Below are 21,505 nucleotides of genomic sequence, written 5' to 3'. Positions count from 1 at the left end.
AGGGACAAGCGCACACTCGGTGCACTCACCACGCTAGCCGCTCACAGGCTGGTGGAATCTCCGCCGTCCATTGTCACCCCGACGAAACGCCGGCTGGTGCGGCCAGGAGCGACGCGCCGACGACGACACCACTCACATGTAGCCGAAGTGGCCGCGCAGGCGGACGAAGCGGGCCGGAAGTACTGGCCTTCCCGCGTCCAGGCCTTCAGGTGTACGGCGGAAGACCGTCACCTCCTCCGCGCCGCCGGGCCCGATCGGCTGGACGAGCCGCCCACCGGGCCGCATCTGCTCGACCAGCGGCGGAGGAACCTCGGGGTACGCGGCGGAGACCAGTACCGCCTCGTACGGCGCGGAGTCCGCCGCACCCTCGGTACCGTCGCCCACCACGACCTCGACGTTCGTGACGTCCTCGGCCGCGAGGTTCTCGCGTGCTCGTGCGGCGAGGTCCGGCCAGCGCTCCACACTCGTCACCAAGCCCGCCAGCCGGGACAACAGCGCCGTCTGGTAGCCGTAGCCGGTCCCGATCTCAAGCACCCGCTCCGTGCCGGTCAGGCGGAGCGCCTCGATCATGCCGGCCGACAGGGAAGGCTGTGTAGTCACCTGCCCGTGCGGGATCGGGACCGGACGATCCTCGTTCGCCGCGTCGGCGTACTCCGGCGGAACGAACGCCGACCGGCGAACCACCCGCAGCGCCTCCAGCAGCGCGGGATCGGTGACACCCGTACGGCGCGCAGCCGCAACGAGGTGCTCCGACGACCACCGCGTCATCTGCTCGGCCTCCGTACTGTCCCGTCACTGTCCCGTTCCACCGTCACGCCGGCCGGGTGACCTGACAGGTCGGTCCGCCGGGCGCGCAGGTCGCCGCGCTCACCATGTGAGGTCCTGCCTCCTGGCGGCGGACCGCGCAGTCCGCGTCGCCAATGCGGCGAGCCCTTCGGAGACGCGCACCCGGGGCGACGACGGACCACGGATGCGGCGGACGTCGGGCGGCAGCGCGGTCACGTCTCGCACACAACGTTCACGTGCCGCGGCGATGGTGCCCTCGCTCCCGAGACGTCGACCGTTCCGCATGACCTCCACGAGCACGGGTTCGAAGCCGTCGGGTCCGGCCTCCTCGCGAAGGGCTAGGACGTCCTGCTCGATCGGGAAGTGTCGCCACACCTGCTTCGCTCCGGGGAGGGTGGCTTTGCCGGGCGAGAGCTTGCAGACGGGGCGGTCGCCGAACGCGACCAGCTTGTACGCGCTGTCCAGAGAGGGCGCGTCGGCCGATACGCCCACGCGGGTGCCGACACCCGCAGCGTCGATCGGCGCTCGTTCCAGGATGAACCGCTCTAGGTCGTACTCGTCCAGCCCTCCGCTGACGAACACCCGGACCTTGCGCAGACCCGCCTCGTCGAGGATCTGCCGTGTCTCGCGGGCGAGCGCGACGAGATCACCGCTATCCAGTCGAACCGCGAGCGGCCTGTCGAGCGTCATGTCCTGGATCACCCGCACCGCCGCGCGCACCCCGAGCAGTGTGTCGTACGTGTCGACCAGGAACGTGACCGGCCCGGGCAGGTCTTCGACGAACGCCCGGAACGCGTCTATCTCACGTGGGAACGCCTCGACGTAGGAGTGAGCCATCGTGCCGGCCGCCGGCAGCCCGTAGCGCCGCGCCGCCTCGACGTTGCTGGTGGCGGCGAAACCCGCGATTGACGACAGGCGGGCGACGGCCATGCCGGCCTCGATCCCGTGAGTACGCCGGAACGCGAAGTCGACGAGCTCCATGTCGCCCGCCGAGAGACGACATCTGGCCGCCTTGGTGGCTATCGCTGTCTGGTAGGTGATGTGGTTGAGCAGCACGGTCTCGACGAGTTGTGCCTCCGCCGCTGGCGCCGTGACTTCCAGGAGGGGTTCGTCGGCGAGAACCACGCGGCCCTCTGGGACAGCGCGGACGTCTCCGGTGAAGCGCAGCCCGGCGAACCCCCGAACGGTCGCGTCGTCGAAGCCGGCGTCGCGCAGCCAGTCGAGGTCCTCCGTCTCGAAAGCGAAGGATTCCAGCGCGGTCAGGCAGTCCTCCAGACCAGCGGCGACGAGGAAGCCGCGGTCGGGTGGCAGGGCACGGACGAAGAGGCTGAAGGTGGCCGGTCCGGACATGCCACGCCGAAGGTAGCTCGCAGCCATGTTCAGCTCGTAGAGATCCGTTACGAGTCCCGCCACCATCGTTCGTTTCGCTCCCTCCGCCCCTCAGCGCTTCACGTTCCCGCCAGCGTCCGTTTGGTGCGTCCCCGCGCCGGATCTCCTTCGGCGGTCCCCTTCGACGGTGGTCCGGTGGTCCGGTGGTCCGGTGGTCCGGTGGACCGACCCGTCGGGGCGCCCTGATGACGTTCGGCCCTGCTGGAACAGCGTCAACCGGAGCTAGACAGAAGAGCAATTGCTCTATGTGGAGGGGATCCGCTGATGCGTGTCGAAGAGGTCTATCGGCCCGAAGCGTTGGTCTGTTAGGCAGCAACCGACTCGCTGTCTGAGGCTGCTAGCAGGATGACCAGCCAGCACGTCGGTGCGCTTGCTGTTGTGGTCGACGGTAACAGCCTCGTCGGCATCCTGTCGGAACGCGACGTCGTGCGTGCGGTCGCCGAAGGTGTCGATCTTCCTCGCGCCGGCGCCGGATCGCACGCGACCCTCAAAGTCAAGACCGCCAAGCTCGCCGAGGACACCACCGACATCGCCAGAAGGATGCTCGACGGCGGCGTCCGCCACCTACCCGTCGTGCGGGACCACACCGTTGTCGGCATGATCTCCATGCGCGACGTCCTCGCCGTCGAGGCGTGGTTGTGACCCTGCGATCCGGCCCGCGAATGTGCGGCGGTGCGTGTCCCTCGCCCATCTCCCCGGACGACGTGGGGAGGGCACGCCGGCTCCCCGCGGTCGGATGCGCCGGGGGGCGAGGCGCTGAGCCGTGCAAGGCGGCACGTAGCGCCGAGGTTGGAGCCTCGACCTAGCGTTGTGATGAACGGCCGATGTCGCGACCGCCCGGGCGTCGGGATGCTCAATCGAATTCTGGTCAGATGCGACGAATGCCCCCTCGCCTCGTGGCTGGGACCTTCGCTGGGACTGGCGGAGGACCGTGCCAGTCTGTCCCCTCCCGCCAGCCCGCGGGATCGTAAGAACTGGGCCTTGAGAGACACCGGTTCGCGTCCATGGTGAGTATCCGGCGAAAGGCAGCGACCGGATGGCGACACATGACGCTCGGTCGATCGTCGTGGGCGTCAATGGGTCTGAGAGCGCGCTCAACGCCGCTGCATGGGCGGCCACCGAAGCCGCCCTGCACGACGTACCGCTGCGGATCGTCTACGGGTTCGCCGAGTCTGTCCTGCGAGTCCGACCGGGCTGTGGCGAACGGGGACCGAAGGCAGGTTACGCACGGAGCGCACGGTCGCTTTCGATGGGGCGCACGGGTGCGATCGGCGTGATCGTGCCGGACATAGTCAACCCCTTCTTCCCTCCAGTCATCAAGGCCATTCAGGCCCGGGCCGCCACCAAGGACGTCTCAGTCCTGCTAGCGGACACCGACGAGCACGTCGCGGACGAGTTGGAGCGTGCTCGTGCTCTCGTGCGACAGGTCGACGGACTTGTCCTGGTCTCACCTCGTACGCCGGAGAAGGATCTTCCCGCCATCCTGCAGCTGGTTCCTGCCGTGTTCGTGAACCGACGAGTGACAGGCGCGCCAAGCGTCGTCGTTGAGAACAGCGAGGGCATCAACCAGGCGGTTCAGCATCTGCATGCCCTCGGGCATCGGAGGATCTGCTACTTGTCCGGGCCACGACAGTCGTGGTCGAACGAGCAGCGGCGGACGTCAATGACAAACGCTTGCGCCCGACAGGGCGTCGAGCTCGCAGAGTTCGGGCCGTTCGAGCCGCAGATGCAGGCTGGTGTCCGAGCGGCAGATCTGCTGCGAGCCAGTGGGTGCACAGCTGTCATCGCCTATGACGACGTGATCGCGCTCGGCGTGATGGCCAGGCTCGCGGAGCACCACCTGCACGTTGGGGGCGACATCAGCGTGCTCGGGATCGATGACAGCCCCATGTCCGGGGTCGCCTACCCGACGCTCACCTCGATCCACGTGCCTGGCAGCCAAGCGGGCGGCATCGCCGTCGACCTTCTCCTCCGTCATCTCGACGCCAAGGAGCTCGATCCAAGCCCCGTCGTCGAGCTGTAGACACACCTTGTCATCCGCGGATCTACCGGGCCCGTCAGACCTAAGTTTCGAGCACTCGTCGCAGGGCCCGCCCTTCCCGGACCACCGGTACACCGGGGTGAAGCCGACTCGTCAGCTCAACGCTGCGCAGCGCGGGTCACATCGCAGGCAACCGCGACTCATTCCGGACGGAGAACGCTATCGACGTGCTGGTAGCTACGCCGGCCGCTCCACTGGTGAGCCCCATCGAAGATGTCCAGGTCTATGCGGTCGGCCACCTGCAGTGCGTGCCAGGCTGACGCCATTCGGGCGTACCCGGTCACGACCCCTTCCAGTGTGTAGAGCGGGTCGGCACGGCCGATCTCGATCGTCAGATGACGCGGCGCGATCAATGCGGCAACGTCTGGGAGGTCGGCCCATCGAAGCAGGCCCGGAACGACGTTGCAGATGTCCCAGCCTGCAAGCCGGTCCCACCTGGCTATCTCCGTTCGGAGACTCGTGAAGTACCCGCTCACGACAGCGACCTGGACTCGTTCGTCCAGCGCGGCGAGAAACAGTGATCGCTTGCCACCCTCGGACAGTCCGCCACAGCCCAGTCGCCGAGGGTCCACCATCGGCAGCGTTGCCAGCAGGTCGAGGGATCGCATGTCGTCCCAGAGTCGCTGTCCGGCAATGCTTCGGCCCTGGTACAGGGAGACGAGGCCCGGCACGTGACACCCTCCGGATGCGCGTTCTCCGAACCCCCGCGCGTCCGGCGCCAGGACCACGTAACCACGACGCACCAGGTGGACCGCATAGTCGTAGTTGAGCCGCCGTACGTGCTCATACGAGTTCGGATCGCCGTCGACGACCATGCCCAGGACGTCATCCTTGCCACGTCCGTGACCATGGAGCGCCAGGAAGCCGGGCAGTCGCTCGTTCGCCGAACTTTTCGGCGCCAGCAGCCAGGCACTCGTCACCACGCCTGGCTCTGTCTCATAGTGAAGCAAGGATCGGGTGTAGACGTCCTCCTCTGCCTCCATCACGACCCTGATGCACGGTTCGACCCGTGCGCCCGGCCCGCCGAGCAGGTCCCAGAGCTTCTCGCGCAACGCCGCCTGCCAGTCTCCGAGGTCGGCTGCCGAGACGTCTTCGACGGGGATGATCCCGGGCTTCGTGACGTCGTTCGTGCGTTGGAGTGCGTCTCTGATGCTCAGACGCCATCCTGTGCTCGTGTCACTCATCGCTACACCCCACTACGTCGAGATACGAAGGCAACGTGGCGGACAGACGGGGCGAACGGCGAAGGCACGATGCCCGCTGACAGACCACGTGGGACTTCACACTCGCGCATCTCCCGCGAGGGCGCGGCAACACCGGCCTGAATGCGCCGACCGATCCAGGACGAGACACAGAACGGCCCCGAGAAGTCCCGGCGAGGACGATTACAGTGGCGGGCGCTGATCCCGAACGCTGTTGACGCCGACCCATCGAGAGGCTGTCGCATGCGGAAGCGCCCAAGTCGCGTACGGACGGCTCCACCGACCTGCGGGGGTACGGGCATCGCACCGGTGTGCCGTCTTTCTTGGACAAGGCGACGACCGCGGTGCAGCAACGGTGGGTCGACGCCGACCACCGCACCAGGTGTGCCAGGCGCAAGCCGAGCTAGCGGGCGGACCGCTTGCCACTGATGGCTATGTCTTCTCCCCCGACCCGGGCGGACATATGCCGCCAGCGCCAGCGTCCATCAGCCCACGGTACGAGCGCATGGCAGCCAGCCTCGGCATCCGCACGACGCTGCACAAGCTCCACCACTACTCCGCAACCGAGCTGATCGCCGCCGGCGTTGACGTCCGGACCATCGCCGGCCGTCTCGGCCATGGCGGCGGAGGAGCCACCACCTTGCGCGTCTACGCCGCCTAGGTCTCCGAAGCCGACCAATGCGCGGCCAAGTCCCTGGCCGGCTTCGGATCCGCGCGCCGGCAAGCGATCGCGGATGTCCTGGCTCGCGCGCACGCGGACCTGTTAGCTCAGCAGGACAGACTCGGCAAGCGGGCTCGCAGACTGGTAAGGAGTCACGCGGCGGACGCTCCTCACGGTCCGCCGCCGTTTGTGTCGGCGAGTCGACGCCTCCAGTCTGATCACCGGGTGGCGCTGACGGTGGCCGATTGACCTCTGCACATGCTGGTGCCTCGTTCCAGTCCACACGCTGCCGCTCCAGCCGCCTGGCTGGAGCAGATTGGGCGAAGAAGCTGACGGACGAGAAGCAACGCGGACGGACCGCCCTGTTCTGGTAGGACGCCAAGCCGCACGGCACCTTGTCCTTGACATTTGGACAAGCGGCTCAACCTCTCCCCTGGCCGTTCACCGTCCACGCACGCCGTCGAATGCCTCCGCATTGTGTAAACATGCGCCAGCTCGCACCTGCGTCCGACTGATTCCACTATCACCTCACGACGGTGGAGGCTCAGCAATCAGTCTCACCGCGGGTGTCACCGGTGAGGTCAGCTGCCGACGGGGTACCGGCTGGTGATCGCGACGCGGTTGAAGGCGTTCATCACGGTTGCCAGCCAGGCGATTGCCGACACCTGGTCCGCGGTGAGCACGGCCGCGGCGTAGTTGAAGTCCTCGTCGCTGACGTGTCCGTCCGCCACGCGTGTGATCGCCTCGGTCAGGCGGAGGGCGGCGCGGTCGGTCTCGGAGAAGTAGCCGGTCTCTTCCCAGCCAGGTAGCACGGCGATCCGGTCGGGGGATTCGCCCTTCTCGAGGGCGGCGCGGGTGTGCATACGCAGGCAAAATGCGCAGCCGTTGATCTGGGAGGTGCGGATCTTCAGCAGTTCGACCAAGAGCGGGTTGAGGCCCGCTTCGGCGGCGGCCTCTTCTACCCCCGACGACATGGCGATAAGGGCCTTGTAGGCGGCCGGGTGCTGCTTGCCGATGTTGACGCGCTGGGTGTCGGTCATGGTTCCTTTGATTCGTTCGTGTGGTCTTCGCCGCGCCCTTCGGGGCGCGTGGAGGCGACCCGAGTGCACAGCACGTTCACATGCAGGGCATCTTCGTCTGTCCGTTGGTTCTCATCAGGGAGACGAGGCAGGCCCTCGGGGCGTGGCCATCGAGTCCGGTCGTTCGTTGGCCACAGTAGTCACCGCTTACTTCGGCCGGTCGTCCCGCGGTGCGGAGAGCAGCGGGTGACACCGGCAGCATGTACTTCCGGTGCTCCGGGCGTCACAGGCGCAGGGCACTCGCAGCTGGGTAGTAAGCCTCGTTGAAGGTCGAGAACTGGGCTATGCCATCAACGAGGATGTCAACAGAAAGTTGCGCACGAATCGCCAGAGCACCAGTGTGGATCCACTCCCCGACCTGTGGAGCGATCACCCACACACCGACGAGAGTCCTCCGCCGGCGGTCAGCGACGAGGCCGAGAGTGCCACGTGGCTTCGTCTCGTACGTCTCGGGTCGATGGATCACCTCGGGCAGTTCAACCTGCGAGGTCGCGACGTCGATGCCCTGCCGGCGGGCGGCGTCCGCGGTGAGACCGACACGATCCGTTGCGGGTAGTCCGAACACCGTTGGCCCACGGTGAGGCCGGTGGTTCCGTAGCCGAGCTCCACCACGACCCCGGATAGCTCGTGCCCGGGGGATGCCGGGTGTCCGTCGGTGTGCACACGCACGATGACGTGGTTCTCCGCGGCATGGGGATATGGCATGTCGGTCAGGGCAAGACCGCCGACATCCGCGTCACGATCTCGTACAGTGATCGCTCGCATCCTCGACTCCTTTCATGAACGTTTTGGGTATGGGTTGGGGGCTCAACACGAGGTCTGCTCGTGGCGGGCGTGGTGCGGGCTCCCGGCCGCGGAGGTCGCGGACCGCCCGTCGCCGGTGCCCTTGTGAGCCTGTGGGCGTCCGGCGTGGGCCGCGGCGATCACGGACAACACTGCGACGAACGCGATGTAGAGGTGGGCCGTGTCCTCCAGCCCCCACGAGCGGGCCAGCAGCCCGGCGGCCAGAGACGGGACGCTCAGTGCCGTGTAGCTGATCACGTAGGCGGCGGAGAACACCTCCGACCGGGCCTTCGCGCTGGTCGCCGCGCTGATGACCCGGAGGGTTCCGTTCAACGTCAACCCGACGCCCAGTCCGGCGATGACCGACCCTATGACGAAGACGATCAGCGAGGTGAGCATCAGGGCCGCTGCCAGCCCCGCGGCCCCGGCGCGAACTCGACCAACCCGGCGGCGAGCGCACCCGTCGTAGTCCCGGTCGCGAGTCCCTGCACCACGCGGGCCATCAGCAGCGCTCCCACCCCGTCGGCGGCCCAGAACATCGCCGTGCTGGCTGCCGCCACGAGGAGGGCGGCGACCAGCACCGGACGACGGCCCATGTGATCACTGAGCGAACCGGCCGTCAGCAAGGCGCCGAGCAGACCGGCGACGTACACGGCGAAGATCACCGTCAGCATCGTCACCGAGAAGCCCCAGCGTTCCCGGTAAAGCGGGTAGATCGGGGACGGCGCGCTCGCAGTCGCCATCATCAGCACGTTGGTGCAGACGAGCACGACGAACGAGGCGCGACGTCCGAGACGACGCCCGTTGCCGACATGACTGACACCGTTCATCACTCAGCTCGGCCAGGGCGCGCCGAGCATGCGCTCGACCGTCGTTATGCGCTGGAAGCCGGGGATGAAGTGCTCGAGCACGTCGGAGTTCACGGTGCCGTTCGTGGTTTCGGGGCGGTTTGCCAGCCCCTCGACGTAGGCTCGCAGGAACTGGTTCTTGAAGTCCCCTCGTGGGTGGACGGCGAGGATTGCGTCCAGCTGGACGCGGTCCAATCCGTCCAGGCCGAAGCCGATCACGTCGGTCAAGACGCCGAGGTACGTGGTCGCGATCTCCGCGCCCATCCGGTCGGGGATGCCCGGCGTGGTGTGCAGCGCTATCGCCGTCCAGACGGCGTCGGCGGCGGCGGTCGAGAAACCCCGCTCCAGGAGGAACTTGCGCGCGTGGTCGGCGCCATCGACTTCGAAACGCTGCTCGACGTCGGAAAAGGGAGTCAACAGACCGGTGTCGTGAAACATTGCCGCCACGTAGAGCAACTCCGGGTCCGGCTTCATACCCAGCCTGTGAGCGTGAATCAGGCTGAAGAAGAAGACCCGCCGGGAGTGGTGGTAGATGAGGGGGCTGGTCGTCTCCTGGATGAGCCGGGTCGCCTCGGCGACGGCCACTGTCTCAGGAATCTCCAACCCCGCGATGACCTCCGCCATGACCTCTGACTTTCTGGGAACTGTGCTGGCTGTGGACCGTGTGTCCGACGTCCATGCTGCCGACGGGGCGGCGTGCAGCGCTGCCTTCGTCCGGCCAGGAAGCACTTAAATCCGGACGGGGCGAAATCGCAGCCGGGTGCTCCACCACAACCGCTGCACTGACTCTCGTGATGACCCGCACCCCGCCGCGGCACCGCGGAACCACCCCAGGGCGGCCGGGGGGTGGCTTCGGCACCCGCTGCCGGTTGAGCAACCCCGCCCACGAGGGCCTCCGTCATCCCAGGATGACGGTGTGCTACCAAGGAACGGTGTTCCTGCCTTCTGCGTCGCCGGCCCGACCGGGGTCGGTGCCGCCGGGGTCCCCGGTCACCGGCTCTGGAGGGACCGGAGTGGTGAACGCTGCCCCCCATCGCGTCGCGATCCTCGTCTACGACGGAGTGACGTTGCTGGACGTCGCCGGTCCCGCGGAGGTGTTCAAGGAGGCGAACCGGTTCGGCGCCGACTACCGGATCGTGCTGCTGTCGCCGACCGGTGCGGGCGTCACGTCGAGCCTCGGGGTCCAACTCGCCGTCGACGGCGCCGTCTCGTCGGAGTCGGCTTTCGACACGTTGCTAGTGGCCGGGTCCGACCTCTATCCGCGCGCTCGTGTCCCCGGCGACCTGGCGGACGCCGCGCGGATACCGGCGGCTGTGGCCGGCCGGATCGCGTCGATCTGCACTGGGGCGTTCGTTCTCGCCGCCGCCGGCCTCCTCGACGGCAAGCGCGCGACCACACACTGGAAGGTCGCGCACGAGCTCGCCGCCCGTTGTCCGACGTGCCGCGTCGAGCCCGACGCGATCTACGTTCGCGACGGCACCACGTACACGTCGGCAGGGGTGACGGCCGGCATCGATCTGGCGCTCGCTCTCGTCGAAGAAGACCACGGGCCTCACCTGGCGCGGGACGTCGCCCGCGCCTTGGTGGTGTACATGCAGCGTGCGGGCGGCCAGTCCCAGTTCTCGGCCCCGCTGCAAATACCGCCGCCCCGCTCGCCGGCTCTCCGTAAGATCACCGACTTGGTGACGGCGAACCCCCGCGGGGACCACTCGCTCGGTGAACTCGCGAAACACCTCAACGTGAGCACGCGGCACCTCACCCGGCTTTTCCATGACGAGCTGGCCACGACACCGGCCCGCTACGTGGAAAACATCCGATTCGACATGTCCAGGGCTTTGCTCGACCAAGGACATACCGCGACGCAGGCCGCGGTCCTCGCCGGGTTCCCCAGTTACGAGAGCATGCGACGGGTTTTCGCCAGGAAGCTGTCGATCAGCCCCACCGCCTACCAACGCCGGTTCAGCACGGCCCGCCGCGCCAACGCGGGTTAGGTTGACGAGAAACGCGGTTTCTCATGGAGCCTCGGCAACTCCTGCCGTCAAGTGCAGGGATGAGCACGCCGGCACTGTCGGCTAGGCCTGTTTTGTGGATCTTGGTTGATCCACAGGATGTGTGACTGGCGACGGTGACGGCGGTGCGGTAGTGAGCGGCGAGCTTTTCATAGCGGGTGGCGATTCCGCAGCTTTCGACGACGTTGCGGCGCCGGTAGATCGCACGGTCGAAGCCGCAGCGCCGGTGTCCGCGCCGGGCGCGGGCGGCGAGCTGGTCGCGACGTTCGGGGATGGTGTGGGCGATCCCGCGCGTGCGGTCGTTGATGTTGCCGGGCGTGATGACGAACGACAGCGGAAGGGAGTTTTGCAGGAGGGGCAGGGCTACCAGGTCTGCAACTCGATCTGGCTGCTTGACGACTTCACCGCCGAGAACGGCGCGACGCGGGTGGTGCCGGGCTCGCACCGCAAGCGCGGCATCGGGCCCGCCGACGAACTCGACGGCGACCCGCGAGCCACCCACCCGGACGAAATCCAGTTGATCGCGCCCGCCGGAACGGTGGTCGTGTTCAACAGCCATCTGTGGCACGGCGGTACGCGCAACAACAGCGACCGGCCCCGCCGCGCGTTGCACTCCTACTTCACCAGGCGCGACCAGCCGCAACAGCTCGACCAGGCGGAGTATCTCCGCGTCCGAACGCGTGACCGGCTGAGCCCCGCGGCGTTGTACCTGCTCGGCGTGTAACTGCGCACGGTTTCGACTGGTGTCACGGTCGAACGCCTCGATACCCTCTCTTGGACGCCGCCAGTCATGTTGGGCCCGAGGAACGGGTCGGCCCACCGGTCCGTCTCGACAAGCGTCAAGCGGGAACGGGAGAAACTGGCCTCGGGCTTCAGCGTACGCGGCGCGGATGCTGTCCATCAGCGGGAGTCGGCGCTGCCTCCACCCTCACGGTTGATCACGGCCTGCGTTCGGGCCGCATGCAGCCCGTCCCGCCGAGTGGCAGCAGAGTCAGGATGGTTCGGGGTGAGATGGGAACCTGCCATCAGAGTGAGTGGTCGCTCGGTCCCAGCCGCCTGGCTCCGCCTGCGCCGAGTCTTGACGCGAAAGGTCGACGAGCAGTGACGTGGGGCGTGGCTCCGCGATCTTAGACCCTTGACCGCTCCACTCGGGCTTTCAGTCTGGCCGGTTGCGAGGCGGATGGGGAGGAGGTCAGGGTGACCCGTCGATGATGTGGTAGACCTCTTCGATCACGGGCTCCGTTCGTGCGACCTCGGTGAGCCCGAGATCGACCGCGATAAGGGCGAGTTGGTCGAAGTAGGCCCGGAGTGCTTCTTCGCCTTCCCAGACGGAGATGGTGCGGAGTTCGTCATCCTCGCGGTAGCAGACGTGGTAGAGGCGCTCAGCCGGTGCGCCGAGCCCTGCTTCGTCGAGGGAGTTGGCGATCTCGTCGCACTGTCCGGCGGTCATCCCCGGTGGATCGAACTTGACCAAGAACCGCCTGGGCCCTCTAGTGGCTGTTCGTTTGGATTGGATGATGGTGTGTACGTCGTGGACGTCGGGTTCCTGCAGCACGATCCCCACGTCCTTGAGGGCGGGGAGGAGTGCTTCGGCGAATTCCTGGAATTGACCCGGGCCCATTGTGGGTGGTGAGTCCCAGACGTCGACAATCTTCAGCCGGTCCTTGGGCCCGTAGGCGACGTGGTAAAGGCGTCCCGGGGGAGAGCTCGCGCCGGCCTCCTCCAACATCAGGAGGAGGTGGTCGTAGCTGTCGACACTGTGGGTGGACAGTTCGAACTTGAACAAGAGTGCCATCCTGGAACTGCCCTCCCAAAGTCCCCAGGCGCTGAACTGGTCGTTTTGGGAGGTTCTGCCGACCAGCGGTAGGCAAGTACACGTCTTCTTCAATAGTCGCACCGTGATGCCGTCGAGGTGACAACGGGCCAGGCTGGCAGACAGTCCGTCTCATTCGTCCGTGTTCGCGGCCGCGGGGTGCACGCCCCGGGCTTCACTCCCGGAGAGCTCGACTGGCCGGGAATGTGGTCCGATCGGGCCGGCCGTGACCGGACACCCGGCATCCCCGGACACGAGCTATCCGGGGTCGTGGTGGAGCTCGGCTACGGAACCACCGGCCTCACCGTGGGCCAACGGGTGTTCGGACTGACCGACTGGACCCGCAACGGACCCCTGGCCGAATACGAGGAAGCCACCTACACCACGCACGGCGAGTGTGACGCCGTACGCCCATGCCGGCATGTCCAGCTCGGTCGGTGAACGACGTCACGTGCCATGGGCACTCGGCGAGCATCCGGTCGAGCCGGCCGATGCCGCCGCCGATGGTGTGCGCCAGTTCCGGTGACTCGTGCAGCCCAGGGTCGTTGGGAGGAGGGGAATGAGCGCGTACGCGTCGGCGCCGGTCGGTTGTTTCTCGTTCGGGTCGGTGCCGAGGTTGTCGGCGTTGTACGCGATCAGCCCGTCATCGGTGACGATCGGCGCTGCCACGGGCAGCCCTCTGGCCTGCAGGTAACACAGCACCCGGTACTCCTCGACCGGACCAACTCCTGGTGGCCAATCCGGCAGGTGCTTGAGCACCCACTCTCGCCCGTCCTCGCCCGTGACCTTCCAGATCGGGTTGTGGACCTTGGCCATCGGCTCGACTCGGGCCGCACCGACAACACCCTTCCAGGCCTGCAGGGCCGCGTACTCGTCCATCGAAGGCACGCCAGGCAGGTCTGGCCCGTGCTCGCACGACTTCTTCGTCGGCCGGATCCGGCCACGTCGATGTGCGGTTTTCGGCATCCAACTGCCGCGCTCCGCACCAGGCAGCCAACAGTGATGAAGGCCCATGCCACCCGAGATCACCTGGACCAACGTGCGCCGTAAGGTCTACCGAAGGCCCGCGGCCTAACGACCCCCATTGCCCGTCGAGACTTCGGGCGGCAGCATCGTCTTCAGTATCGTGGCGGCCGGCACGTTGTCCGAGCTGTGGACCGGAGGAACGGCATGAAGATCTCGATGCAGCTGCGGCCCGATTTCACTGATGAAGACCTGACGTTCGCCCGACAGCTCGGCGTCGACTACGTGAGCGTGAGCACGACAGGTGGCACGTACGATCTGTTCGCGACGGTCAAGGCCCGCGTCGAGGCCGCCGGTCTCATGCTCGCCAACATCGGCAACTCCCATGTGCACAACATGCCGGAGGTGACGCTCAACCTGCCGGGCCGGGACGAGAAGATCGGGCAGTACAAGGAGTACCTCCGCTCGCTCGGCCGGTTGGGCATCGACTACACGACGTACGCCCACATGGGCAACGGGATCTGGAGCTCGGCACGCGAAACGACACGAGGTGACGCGTCGGCCCGGCACGTCGACCTCGACACGGCGCACGGCTACTGGGGCGGCGAGGAGTTCGTTCCGCCGCTCACGCACGGCCGTCGCTACTCCGAGGACGAGCTCTGGGACAACTACACGTACTTCATCCGCCAGGTCGCTCCGGTCGCCGAGGAGGTCGGTGTCAGGATCGGCATGCATCCCGACGACCCGCCGGCCGTCGAGCTCGGCGGCGTCCCGCGGTGCGTGCTGGGGACGTACGACGGATACGTACGCGCGCTGGAGATCGCGGACAGCCCGAACGTCGGTGTGTGTCTGTGCATGGGGACATGGCTCGAGGGCGGCGACCTGATGGGAAGGTCGGTGGACGACGCGGCGCGGGCCTTCGCGGGTCTGGGCAAGCTGTGGAAGGTCCACTTCCGGAACGTGAGCGCGCCACTGCCGACGTTCACCGAGACCTTCGTCGACGACGGATATGCGGACATGCGCACCCTGATGCGTACGTTGGTGGCGGTCGACTTCGACGGCATCCTGATCGCGGACCACGTACCTCAGATGGTCGGCGACGGGCGCACGGCTTGGGCCTACAGCCTGGGCTACATCAAGGCACTGCGCGACATGGCCGTGAGCTGACCGACCGCCAGCCGGGAACATCCCACCACGCAGCCTGCCCACGGCCACGCTGAACACTCATGGTCGCCCGGCCGTTCAAGAGGCTCGCCAGGGCCGGCTGTGCCACTGCTCATCAACACCCTGACCGCGCTATTCATCTAATCCGGGTCTCGACATCGCCGGGCTGCCGCACCCGGCGTCCCCCCATCTGGACACCAGCGCTTCCCAGGCGCTGCCGGGCTATCACCCGGACCCCTACACGGGTTGCGGTTGCGGTGCCCATTGTGCTCACTGCTAAGAGAGTGGCAAGCTCTGCGGGGGCATTCGCCCGTCACACCGCTGTCACTTCCGCGTCACCAGGTCGGAGCGGGTTGAGTGACAGGTGTGACAGCTCAGCCATGCCCAGTCTGTCACTCAACTCGGCGCCCTCGATCGAGAAGTTTCGGCACCAGGGGTTCAAGCAGACGGGGGGACGACCCGTGCGGTCGACCCTCACCCGTTGAAGCTTGTCCAAATAAAGTCTACGGTTTCGAGGACGTCCTGCTCTCCGGCCGCACGATCGTATCGAGCATCGTCTTCATCCGTTCCGTCGGCAGGGCCACGGCGCGTGCCCAGTAGTAGATGATCAAGCTGAATGCTGCGACCGCGGCCAGGTCCCGCCACAGTGGGAGGATCGGATGCTTGAGTGGTCCGAAATCGCTGAGGTAGACGATCACCCCGAGGCCGACTAGATAGACCGGCAGCCATTGGGCGGCACGCCAGTTCAGCTCGGGTGCAATCGGGTTCAATCGGAGGACCCGATTCCCAGCCAGGATGACATAGCCGATCAAGATCGCAATTCCGAGCTTCCAGTCGGTGTCCCATCCGGACCACAAGATCAGGAAGTTGGCGACGATGAACGCGATTGGCGAGATCACCGCACCACCACGCAGTCGGTACGGGCGTTCGGCATCGGGCAACCGCTTGCGGAACACGGCGAAGGAGAGTGGCGCGCCGGCATACATCAACACACTGGCGCCGGTGATCAAACCGACCAGTGATCGCCAACTGGGGAACGGTAGGAAGCAGACGCAGCCGATCACGAACGCGGTGATCAACCCCAGCCATGGCACCCCACGCCGATCGGTCGACTGATACCACCTTGGGAGATATCCATTACGGGCAAGACCATACGAGATCCGAGAGCTCGATGCGCCGTACACCAGCGCGGTGCCGCCTGGGGAGATCACCGCGTCGATGTAGAGGATGGCCGCGAGCCAGCCGAGGCCGACCAGCGAGGCCAGCTGTGCGAACGGCCCGGTCATCGCCGTGTACGCACTCGTCGACCAGTGGGTACCGATCTGGCTGGCCGGCAGGCCACCGAGGAACACCAACTGCAGACCGATATAGATGATCGCCCCGATCACAATCGATCCGATCACCGCCAGCGGAATGTCCCGCTTCGGGTTCCTGCTTTCACCAGCCAGCTGATCGGCTTGTTCGAAGCCTAGGAAGGCGAACACGATGCCACTGGTCGACACCGCGCCCAGCATCCCGCGCACTCCGTACGGATTGAGCCCGTCGGCAGCGGTGAAGTTCGCGGCGTGGAAATTGACGATGCCGATCACCATGATCGTGAGCAACGGAGTGCCGACCTTCCACCAGGTGGCAGCACTGTTGGTATTGGCAAGCTTGCGGATGCTGAGGAAGTTGATCGACGTGACGATCGCCATCAGGACGACCGCAACCACGATGCCGGACGGAGTGAGCACGCTCTGCCCAGCGCGTCGCGTCATGAAGCCTTTGGCGAACGCGTAGTGCTGGCCATAGCTGATCATGGCCAAGACCTCGATCGGCGCCACGGTCAACGCTTGCAACCAGGAGAACCAACCGAACGATGCTCCGACCGCACCACCGAAGGCGTAGTGAGGGAACCGAGCCGTGCCGCCTGCCACCGGATACATCGCCCCTAGCTCGGCGTGCACCAGCGCAAGAATGATGATGGCTACGGCACCGATGCCCCACGAGATGAGCGCCGCCGGCCCCGCGGCCTTCAGAGCCAACTGCGACCCGAATAGCCAGCCCGACCCGATGATCGAGCCAACCGACATCCAGGTCAGACCCACCAGCCTGATGTCCCGACGAAGGCCGACGCCGCCCGATGAGGGCGCCGGCGGTACCTGTCCCGCCATAGCGATCACCTCTATGCGCGACCCGCAATACGTTCAACGCCAAGATACGACCGTACGGACACCTACCGAACGCGCCCTGAGGTTCACGCCAGCCTCGAAGACCACGCCGCTGTCGGGATGCCAGACATGCCGGCCATGAGCACTGCGCTGGGTCAGACCGACTGCCGCCGGCCGAATAGTCGCAGTTGGCCGAACGCCCGGCGCCCGCTCCACCGCACCTGGCAGCCCTACGGACCCTCCGCCGCATGAAGGTGACTGGCTGATCCCGATTTCTGCTTCGTCCTTGCTCGTCGCTCAGTGCCCCGTCGCCGGAGGGCCCGCTAGGTCTGCTTGTCGAATGGCACCGCCGCGATTGGAAGTCGGGCCCCCGTGCGGGACTGTCACTGCGGGCCCGAGTCGTGCCAGCATGCAAGCAGTGGTTGACGCCCCTCCCCGCGATGGATCACGTGAGCAGTCAACCCGTAGCAGACTTTGCTCGCCTTCCAGGCCTGACCGGCCCCTAACGACGGAATCAGAGGGTTACCTTCCAGCTCCGCCAGGGGCGCTCGGGCGCCCCGGACGGACGTTTCCGATCTAATCCGCCCAGTGCTACTCAGCGCACCCGCGACCACGGCAACGCGGCCGGACGCGAATCGCTCATGAGTGACGTATGGGATGAACCGGTTCGGCTCCGCCGAGACCCTTCCGGGCCGTCCGTCCGGTCGGGTGAGCCGGTAGTGGATGAAGTCCACCCCGGCATGGTTGGGCAGGTTGGCGGCGAACCGGATGTAGCAAGAGCGGGGCCAGCACGAACGTTTCCCGCCGAGTCAGTAGCAGGCTGACCGTGGCCGCCGGTTCGCCGGGGAAAGGTCTAGCACTCCGAGGGTATATAGCGCTTAGCTAGGCTGCGGCCACTCAACAGCGTCCGGTCGGGATGGGCCCATCTCCCTTCCACCGGCGACGAGAATGAGGCGACGGAGCAGGTCGACCTTCGCCACCCGACTCGCCTCCGACAGGGCGTCTCGGTGCGTGGTCGTAGAACCATGTCACCCGCGGGGCGAGGGCGGAGGTCGGGAACTGCCTCGCACGATCAGTGTGGTGCGCATAGTCACGGTCCGGGCTCCGGTCTCGTCGAAGCCATCTCGGATCCTCTCCGAGAGCAGGCGCGCAGCCGCCACCCCGATCTCGTACGCCGGTTGGGCCACCACAGACAGAGGAGGCTCGACCACCTGCGCCCAGACGGCGTCGTCGAAGCTGATCAGACCGACATCACGGCCGGTCCGAAGTCGCCGGCGGCGCAGGGCTTGGAGTACAACCAGGGCCAACATAGAGTCGACAGTCAGGAACGAGTCCGGAGCATCCTCACCGGCCAGCAGTTCGTCGACCATCGCGACACCTTCCTCTGCATGGAAGGGGATCTGACAGACGACTGACGGGAGGCCGTGGCGATCGACGACGGCCTGGTATCCCTGTCGCCGCTGCTCTGCGGTCGGTGTGTCGGCCGGTCTGCTGATGCACGCCGGCCGACGCCATTGCTCGCTCAGCAGGTGCTCTGTGGCCGTCTCCGCGCCTTCGAAGGACGCCGCGGTCACGAAATCTCCACCCCGGTCGAGTGGGCGATCGACCACCACCAACGGGATTCCTGCGTCGAGCAGGCTGGAGACGTCGGAGTCTCTGGCGCGTGGGACGAGGACTGCGCCGGCCACACGTTCCTGCCCGGCCACGTCGAGGTAGCGGTGTTCGCGTCCCTCGTCCTCGTCAGTGTTGTAGAGCAGGACGGAGAAGCCGAGTTCGGAGGCGGCTTCCTCCACTCCGCGGGCGAGTGCCGTATAGAAAGGGTTGTCGATGTTTGGGATGACCAGTGCCCACACCCGTGTGCCACGCCGCCTGAGGTTCCTTGCAATCGCGTTCGGCTGGTAGCCGAGTTCCGCGGCTGCAGTTCGCACTCGATCGGCCAGCGCCGGATCTACCGAACGAGTGTTGTTGAGGGCCCTGGACACGGTGGCGACCGACACCTGGGCCGCCTCGGCGACATCGACAAGACGAGGCATGCGTGGCGGTGTGATCGGCCGACGACCTCTGGCGGTACCAGAGCCCTCATCAAGGTCCATACTGGTCCACCCGACCTTGCTCAGGTGACCTTCCAAACCTCCCCAGCGCGCAGCACCGCCTTGGGCGGTTGGTACGTACGGCCGGCGACCTCCAGCGCCTTCAAGGGCAGGTCGCCTCCTGTCACCCGCAGCCGGCCTGGTCCGTCGCTGGTGCTCGGCTCCCAGGTGCCGAAGGCCGAACCTGTCGACCAGAACGCCGGCCCGTATGCGCGCCGCTCCCCCACCGTCAGGACCTGGTTGACGCCGGAGTAGCTGATGGCGTTCCAGGTCGTGAACGCTGACCAACTGGCCATGGCCCGCGCATAGTGGTGCCCGCATTCAGCCTCGTCGAACGGGTTACGCCTGCGTCCGTCGTACCGCGACCGGATCGCGTCGATGATCTCCATGGCCCGGTCGGTTTCGCCAACCTGCAGGAGGCCGCTGGCCAAGGTGTACTCGAATCCTGTCATCACCTCACCGAAGTACGGGAACGGTCGCACCGGACGCTTGTCGTCGTCGTAGGTGCACATCAACACAGCCGCCTCGTCTGCGAGGACGAAGCTGCGCATGGGGTTGAAGTGGTGTGCGAACCCGCGGCGGAAGTTCCGCTTGTGGACGGCGAGCAGCGCCGAGCGAACGTGCTCGTCGTCCAGGAGTGCTCCGAGGCCGGTCAGCGTCGCGGCGTACTGACCCACGAGCTGGTCGACCAGGCATCCGTCAGCCAGCTGCAGGTCCGGGTCGACGGTGTTGGCAGACCCCATACTGTGGTGCCGAAGGCCTTCGGCGATCTTGTCGGCGTCTGCGACCGGGCGCACCTCGTGCCGGTAGAAGTCGCCGTTGAAGAGGTTCCCGTCCAGCCAGGCCGAGCCGTTCTCGAACAACGCGTGGCAGCGCTCGGCGAAGTCGGATTCCCCGACGGCATGGGCCATCTCCTCCGCCGCTCGCAGCGCCGCAAGGTACCACGACCCCATTTGAGGATTCGGCCCGTAGTACTCCACGTCCATGGTGTTGTGCTGGACGCCTTCCATGACGCCGTCTTGGTCGGCGTCCCAACCGCCGGGTATCCAGCAGAACTCCAGGCTTCGGCGTGCTGCCGGCCACAACGAACGAAGCAGGTCGCGGTCTCCGCTCAGCTTCCAGTCGAGGTAGAGGTGGACCAGACACGCCATCTGGCCGTCCGCTGCAGCCAGTCGCCAAACCCGTGAGTCCTCCACCGGCAGGCCCGCGCGGAAGCTCATCAGGCCCGACTCGTCGGTGCAACGCGCGTACTGTGTGGTCCGAAACGACCGCGCGACGGGCGCGAACAGCAGCGACGTCGCGAATTCATATCCCCACACGTGAGTGCACGTGCCGTGGCAGCTGCCGGCCCGGTCGCCGACACCCTCCCAGCCGTAGTAGTCCCCGGCAGCGGACTGGAACACCGTCGGGCTGCGCAACGTGCTGAGATTGAACAGAGCCGCCTCCCGCAATGTCACCGGCGCGTCGGTGTCGACCACTGCGCGAATCGCGTCAAGCGTCACGCCTTCGAGCTCGGGGAGCCGCTCGGCCACCAAGACGGCGGTCGCCCACGAATCCCGATGAGCGACGGAGTAGGCGTTGCCGATCACGGTGTCGCCGTACTCGCCCAGGTGCGTTCCGGAACCGCTCCAGGCGCGGCGGTTCGGGAAGTTCCAGGTGAGCAGGTACGTGACATCGGCCGTCCCCCCGCCGGGCACGTCCAGCATCGCGGCCAACGACGCCACCGGACGCTCGATCTGCGACTCCCGCTCCCCCAGCACGCCGTCGTCGGTCAGGTCGTCCCAGAAGTCCAGTAGCGAGCCGCCCCAGCTCAGGTCTGCCCACCGTGTGCGGTGGCTGACATTGGCGTCGGAGGGCGCGATCATCGCCATCGTCAGCTCGCCTGCGGCCTCTGCGTCGTCAGGCAGGGCTTGAGCCGTCATTGTGATGCCGTGTAGTGCCCCGGATTCACGCTTGGTGTTCTGGTTGTGGCCGGTCTCGTCCGCGGTCCCGTTAGCTCCCACGAGGTTGCTCATCGACATGGCGATGGTGGTGTGCACCGGTTCGTCACCTCGGTTGTGCAGCCGGTAGCGCAACACTGCCACGGGAAGGCTGCTGATCGCGGTGTCGCCGAACACCAGCGGGTTGAAGCCCTGCACTGTGACCTCGAGCGGGAACGCTTTGTCGCGCAACCGGACCTGGCCGAACGGGTAGGCCGTATCGAACCCGCACTCGGCGAAGCGGGGCAGACCGTGGTTGGGTGCCGGCGAGCCGAACGCGCCCTCGTACTCCTCGACTGGCAGCGGTCCCTCGACCACTAGCGTCTCCACGTGGCCGTTCCCGGTGGCAGCCCGGACAGCGACGAACATCACGTCGGGTCGGAACCCTTTGGCGGGACGGTTGCCGAGTTCGAAGTCGCGCAGGTCGCCCCGGCCGCCAAGGCAGATCGTGCCGGTGCCGATGCCACCGAGCGGCAGCGCGATGCGGTCCAAGTGAGCGGCGTCGTAGGAGCGGAGCACCGGCCAGTCAGCAGCAGTCATGGTCGTCC

Annotated in this window: 21 protein-coding genes; 7 read left to right on the top strand and 14 right to left on the bottom strand. The window is 66.7% G+C overall.

The window, feature by feature from the left end; genetic code table 11:
• Positions 1–132 precede the first annotated feature (132 nt).
• On the bottom strand, positions 133–768 hold the full coding sequence (locus BLU27_RS17140) for a protein-L-isoaspartate(D-aspartate) O-methyltransferase (RefSeq protein WP_092654691.1): 636 nt from the start codon (positions 766–768) through the stop codon (positions 133–135).
• A gap of 99 nt (positions 769–867) precedes the next feature.
• On the bottom strand, positions 868–2,202 hold the full coding sequence (locus BLU27_RS17135; RefSeq protein ID WP_197681471.1) for a nicotinate phosphoribosyltransferase: 1,335 nt from the start codon (positions 2,200–2,202) through the stop codon (positions 868–870).
• A gap of 297 nt (positions 2,203–2,499) precedes the next feature.
• Here BLU27_RS17135 and BLU27_RS17130 point away from each other — a divergent pair, with 297 nt between their 5' ends.
• Entirely contained in the window at positions 2,500–2,817 is a 318-nt protein-coding gene (locus BLU27_RS17130; protein ID WP_277869312.1) for a CBS domain-containing protein, read from the top strand.
• 394 nt (positions 2,818–3,211) lie between these two features.
• Positions 3,212–4,198 (top strand): LacI family DNA-binding transcriptional regulator, encoded by a 987-nt coding sequence (locus tag BLU27_RS17125; RefSeq protein WP_092654689.1) that lies wholly within the window; start codon positions 3,212–3,214, stop codon positions 4,196–4,198.
• A 158-nt stretch (positions 4,199–4,356) separates the two neighbouring features.
• Here BLU27_RS17125 and BLU27_RS17120 read toward each other — a convergent pair whose 3' ends face one another.
• Positions 4,357–5,400 carry an alpha/beta hydrolase family protein gene (locus BLU27_RS17120; RefSeq protein WP_092654688.1) on the bottom strand — a complete coding sequence of 348 codons (1,044 nt, stop codon included), beginning with the start codon at positions 5,398–5,400 and terminating at the stop codon, positions 4,357–4,359.
• Positions 5,401–5,923: 523 nt separating this feature from the next.
• Between BLU27_RS17120 and BLU27_RS17115 the strand changes: the two genes are divergently transcribed.
• Positions 5,924–6,079 carry a hypothetical protein gene (locus tag BLU27_RS17115; protein ID WP_197681470.1) on the top strand — a complete coding sequence of 52 codons (156 nt, stop codon included), beginning with the start codon at positions 5,924–5,926 and terminating at the stop codon, positions 6,077–6,079.
• A gap of 581 nt (positions 6,080–6,660) precedes the next feature.
• Here the strand turns inward: BLU27_RS17115 and BLU27_RS17110 are convergent.
• The 6 genes from BLU27_RS17110 to BLU27_RS17090 form a co-directional block, all read right to left on the bottom strand.
• Positions 6,661–7,119 (bottom strand): carboxymuconolactone decarboxylase family protein, encoded by a 459-nt coding sequence (locus BLU27_RS17110; RefSeq protein WP_092654687.1) that lies wholly within the window; start codon positions 7,117–7,119, stop codon positions 6,661–6,663.
• A 262-nt stretch (positions 7,120–7,381) separates the two neighbouring features.
• On the bottom strand, positions 7,382–7,723 hold the full coding sequence (locus BLU27_RS30525; protein ID WP_157728607.1) for a hypothetical protein: 342 nt from the start codon (positions 7,721–7,723) through the stop codon (positions 7,382–7,384).
• Positions 7,621–7,863 carry an alcohol dehydrogenase catalytic domain-containing protein gene (locus BLU27_RS31295; protein ID WP_422386106.1) on the bottom strand — a complete coding sequence of 81 codons (243 nt, stop codon included), beginning with the start codon at positions 7,861–7,863 and terminating at the stop codon, positions 7,621–7,623. Before BLU27_RS31295 ends, BLU27_RS30525 begins: the two co-directional genes overlap by 103 nt.
• Positions 7,864–7,965: 102 nt before the next feature.
• Positions 7,966–8,340 (bottom strand): hypothetical protein, encoded by a 375-nt coding sequence (locus BLU27_RS17100; RefSeq protein WP_092654685.1) that lies wholly within the window; start codon positions 8,338–8,340, stop codon positions 7,966–7,968.
• Positions 8,340–8,771 carry an MFS transporter gene (locus BLU27_RS17095; RefSeq protein ID WP_157728605.1) on the bottom strand — a complete coding sequence of 144 codons (432 nt, stop codon included), beginning with the start codon at positions 8,769–8,771 and terminating at the stop codon, positions 8,340–8,342. Before BLU27_RS17095 ends, BLU27_RS17100 begins: the two co-directional genes overlap by 1 nt.
• Before the next feature lie 3 nt (positions 8,772–8,774).
• On the bottom strand, positions 8,775–9,413 hold the full coding sequence (locus tag BLU27_RS17090) for an HD domain-containing protein (RefSeq protein ID WP_092654683.1): 639 nt from the start codon (positions 9,411–9,413) through the stop codon (positions 8,775–8,777).
• Positions 9,414–9,805: 392 nt separating this feature from the next.
• Here BLU27_RS17090 and BLU27_RS17085 point away from each other — a divergent pair, with 392 nt between their 5' ends.
• Positions 9,806–10,780, top strand: a complete 975-nt coding sequence (locus tag BLU27_RS17085) for a GlxA family transcriptional regulator (RefSeq protein ID WP_241827481.1) — start codon at positions 9,806–9,808, stop codon at positions 10,778–10,780.
• A 364-nt stretch (positions 10,781–11,144) separates the two neighbouring features.
• Positions 11,145–11,522, top strand: coding sequence for a phytanoyl-CoA dioxygenase family protein (locus BLU27_RS17080; protein ID WP_241827480.1), 378 nt, complete (start codon positions 11,145–11,147; stop codon positions 11,520–11,522).
• 468 nt (positions 11,523–11,990) lie between these two features.
• On the opposite strand, the gene BLU27_RS17075 is transcribed toward BLU27_RS17080, so the two are convergent.
• Positions 11,991–12,584 carry a hypothetical protein gene (locus BLU27_RS17075; RefSeq protein WP_092654680.1) on the bottom strand — a complete coding sequence of 198 codons (594 nt, stop codon included), beginning with the start codon at positions 12,582–12,584 and terminating at the stop codon, positions 11,991–11,993.
• Positions 12,585–12,815: 231 nt separating this feature from the next.
• On the opposite strand from BLU27_RS17075, the gene BLU27_RS17070 reads away from it, so the two are divergent.
• The gene (locus BLU27_RS17070) at positions 12,816–13,052 is read left to right on the top strand and encodes an alcohol dehydrogenase catalytic domain-containing protein (protein WP_197681469.1); all 237 of its coding nucleotides are present in this window, start codon (positions 12,816–12,818) and stop codon (positions 13,050–13,052) included.
• Between the two features lie 6 nt (positions 13,053–13,058).
• Here the strand turns inward: BLU27_RS17070 and BLU27_RS17065 are convergent, their stop codons facing one another.
• Positions 13,059–13,490 carry an aminoglycoside phosphotransferase/kinase family protein gene (locus tag BLU27_RS17065; RefSeq protein WP_157728604.1) on the bottom strand — a complete coding sequence of 144 codons (432 nt, stop codon included), beginning with the start codon at positions 13,488–13,490 and terminating at the stop codon, positions 13,059–13,061.
• A gap of 291 nt (positions 13,491–13,781) precedes the next feature.
• Between BLU27_RS17065 and BLU27_RS17060 the strand changes: the two genes are divergently transcribed.
• Positions 13,782–14,741 carry a mannonate dehydratase gene (locus BLU27_RS17060; RefSeq protein WP_092654678.1) on the top strand — a complete coding sequence of 320 codons (960 nt, stop codon included), beginning with the start codon at positions 13,782–13,784 and terminating at the stop codon, positions 14,739–14,741.
• Positions 14,742–15,241: 500 nt separating this feature from the next.
• On the opposite strand, the gene BLU27_RS17055 is transcribed toward BLU27_RS17060, so the two are convergent.
• The 3 genes from BLU27_RS17055 to BLU27_RS17045 form a co-directional block, all read right to left on the bottom strand.
• The gene (locus BLU27_RS17055; RefSeq protein ID WP_092654677.1) at positions 15,242–16,891 is read right to left on the bottom strand and encodes an APC family permease; all 1,650 of its coding nucleotides are present in this window, start codon (positions 16,889–16,891) and stop codon (positions 15,242–15,244) included.
• A 1,025-nt stretch (positions 16,892–17,916) separates the two neighbouring features.
• Positions 17,917–18,921, bottom strand: coding sequence for a LacI family DNA-binding transcriptional regulator (locus BLU27_RS17050; protein WP_092654676.1), 1,005 nt, complete (start codon positions 18,919–18,921; stop codon positions 17,917–17,919).
• A gap of 80 nt (positions 18,922–19,001) precedes the next feature.
• Positions 19,002–21,497 carry a GH116 family glycosyl-hydrolase gene (locus BLU27_RS17045; RefSeq protein WP_092654675.1) on the bottom strand — a complete coding sequence of 832 codons (2,496 nt, stop codon included), beginning with the start codon at positions 21,495–21,497 and terminating at the stop codon, positions 19,002–19,004.
• Positions 21,498–21,505: the final 8 nt, after the last annotated feature.

Source organism: Actinopolymorpha singaporensis (assembly GCF_900104745.1).
In the GTDB taxonomy this organism is placed as follows: Bacteria; Actinomycetota; Actinomycetes; order Propionibacteriales; family Actinopolymorphaceae; genus Actinopolymorpha; species Actinopolymorpha singaporensis.
The sequence above is the reverse complement of the archived record's forward strand: the minus strand, read 5'-3'. Positions and strand labels throughout refer to the sequence as shown.

Coding starts and splice junctions, on each gene's coding strand:
- BLU27_RS17140 (WP_092654691.1), bottom strand. CDS start 768: ATGACGCGGTGGTCGTCGGAGCACCTCGTTGCGGCTGCGCGCCGTACG.
- BLU27_RS17135 (WP_197681471.1), bottom strand. CDS start 2,202: ATGGTGGCGGGACTCGTAACGGATCTCTACGAGCTGAACATGGCTGCG.
- BLU27_RS17125 (WP_092654689.1), top strand. CDS start 3,212: ATGGCGACACATGACGCTCGGTCGATCGTCGTGGGCGTCAATGGGTCT.
- BLU27_RS17120 (WP_092654688.1), bottom strand. CDS start 5,400: ATGAGTGACACGAGCACAGGATGGCGTCTGAGCATCAGAGACGCACTC.
- BLU27_RS17115 (WP_197681470.1), top strand. CDS start 5,924: ATGGCAGCCAGCCTCGGCATCCGCACGACGCTGCACAAGCTCCACCAC.
- BLU27_RS17110 (WP_092654687.1), bottom strand. CDS start 7,119: ATGACCGACACCCAGCGCGTCAACATCGGCAAGCAGCACCCGGCCGCC.
- BLU27_RS31295 (WP_422386106.1), bottom strand. CDS start 7,863: ATGCCATATCCCCATGCCGCGGAGAACCACGTCATCGTGCGTGTGCAC.
- BLU27_RS17100 (WP_092654685.1), bottom strand. CDS start 8,340: ATGCTCACCTCGCTGATCGTCTTCGTCATAGGGTCGGTCATCGCCGGA.
- BLU27_RS17095 (WP_157728605.1), bottom strand. CDS start 8,771: ATGAACGGTGTCAGTCATGTCGGCAACGGGCGTCGTCTCGGACGTCGC.
- BLU27_RS17090 (WP_092654683.1), bottom strand. CDS start 9,413: ATGGCGGAGGTCATCGCGGGGTTGGAGATTCCTGAGACAGTGGCCGTC.
- BLU27_RS17070 (WP_197681469.1), top strand. CDS start 12,816: ATGTGGTCCGATCGGGCCGGCCGTGACCGGACACCCGGCATCCCCGGA.
- BLU27_RS17065 (WP_157728604.1), bottom strand. CDS start 13,490: ATGGACGAGTACGCGGCCCTGCAGGCCTGGAAGGGTGTTGTCGGTGCG.
- BLU27_RS17060 (WP_092654678.1), top strand. CDS start 13,782: ATGAAGATCTCGATGCAGCTGCGGCCCGATTTCACTGATGAAGACCTG.
- BLU27_RS17055 (WP_092654677.1), bottom strand. CDS start 16,891: ATGGCGGGACAGGTACCGCCGGCGCCCTCATCGGGCGGCGTCGGCCTT.
- BLU27_RS17050 (WP_092654676.1), bottom strand. CDS start 18,921: ATGCCTCGTCTTGTCGATGTCGCCGAGGCGGCCCAGGTGTCGGTCGCC.
- BLU27_RS17045 (WP_092654675.1), bottom strand. CDS start 21,497: ATGACTGCTGCTGACTGGCCGGTGCTCCGCTCCTACGACGCCGCTCAC.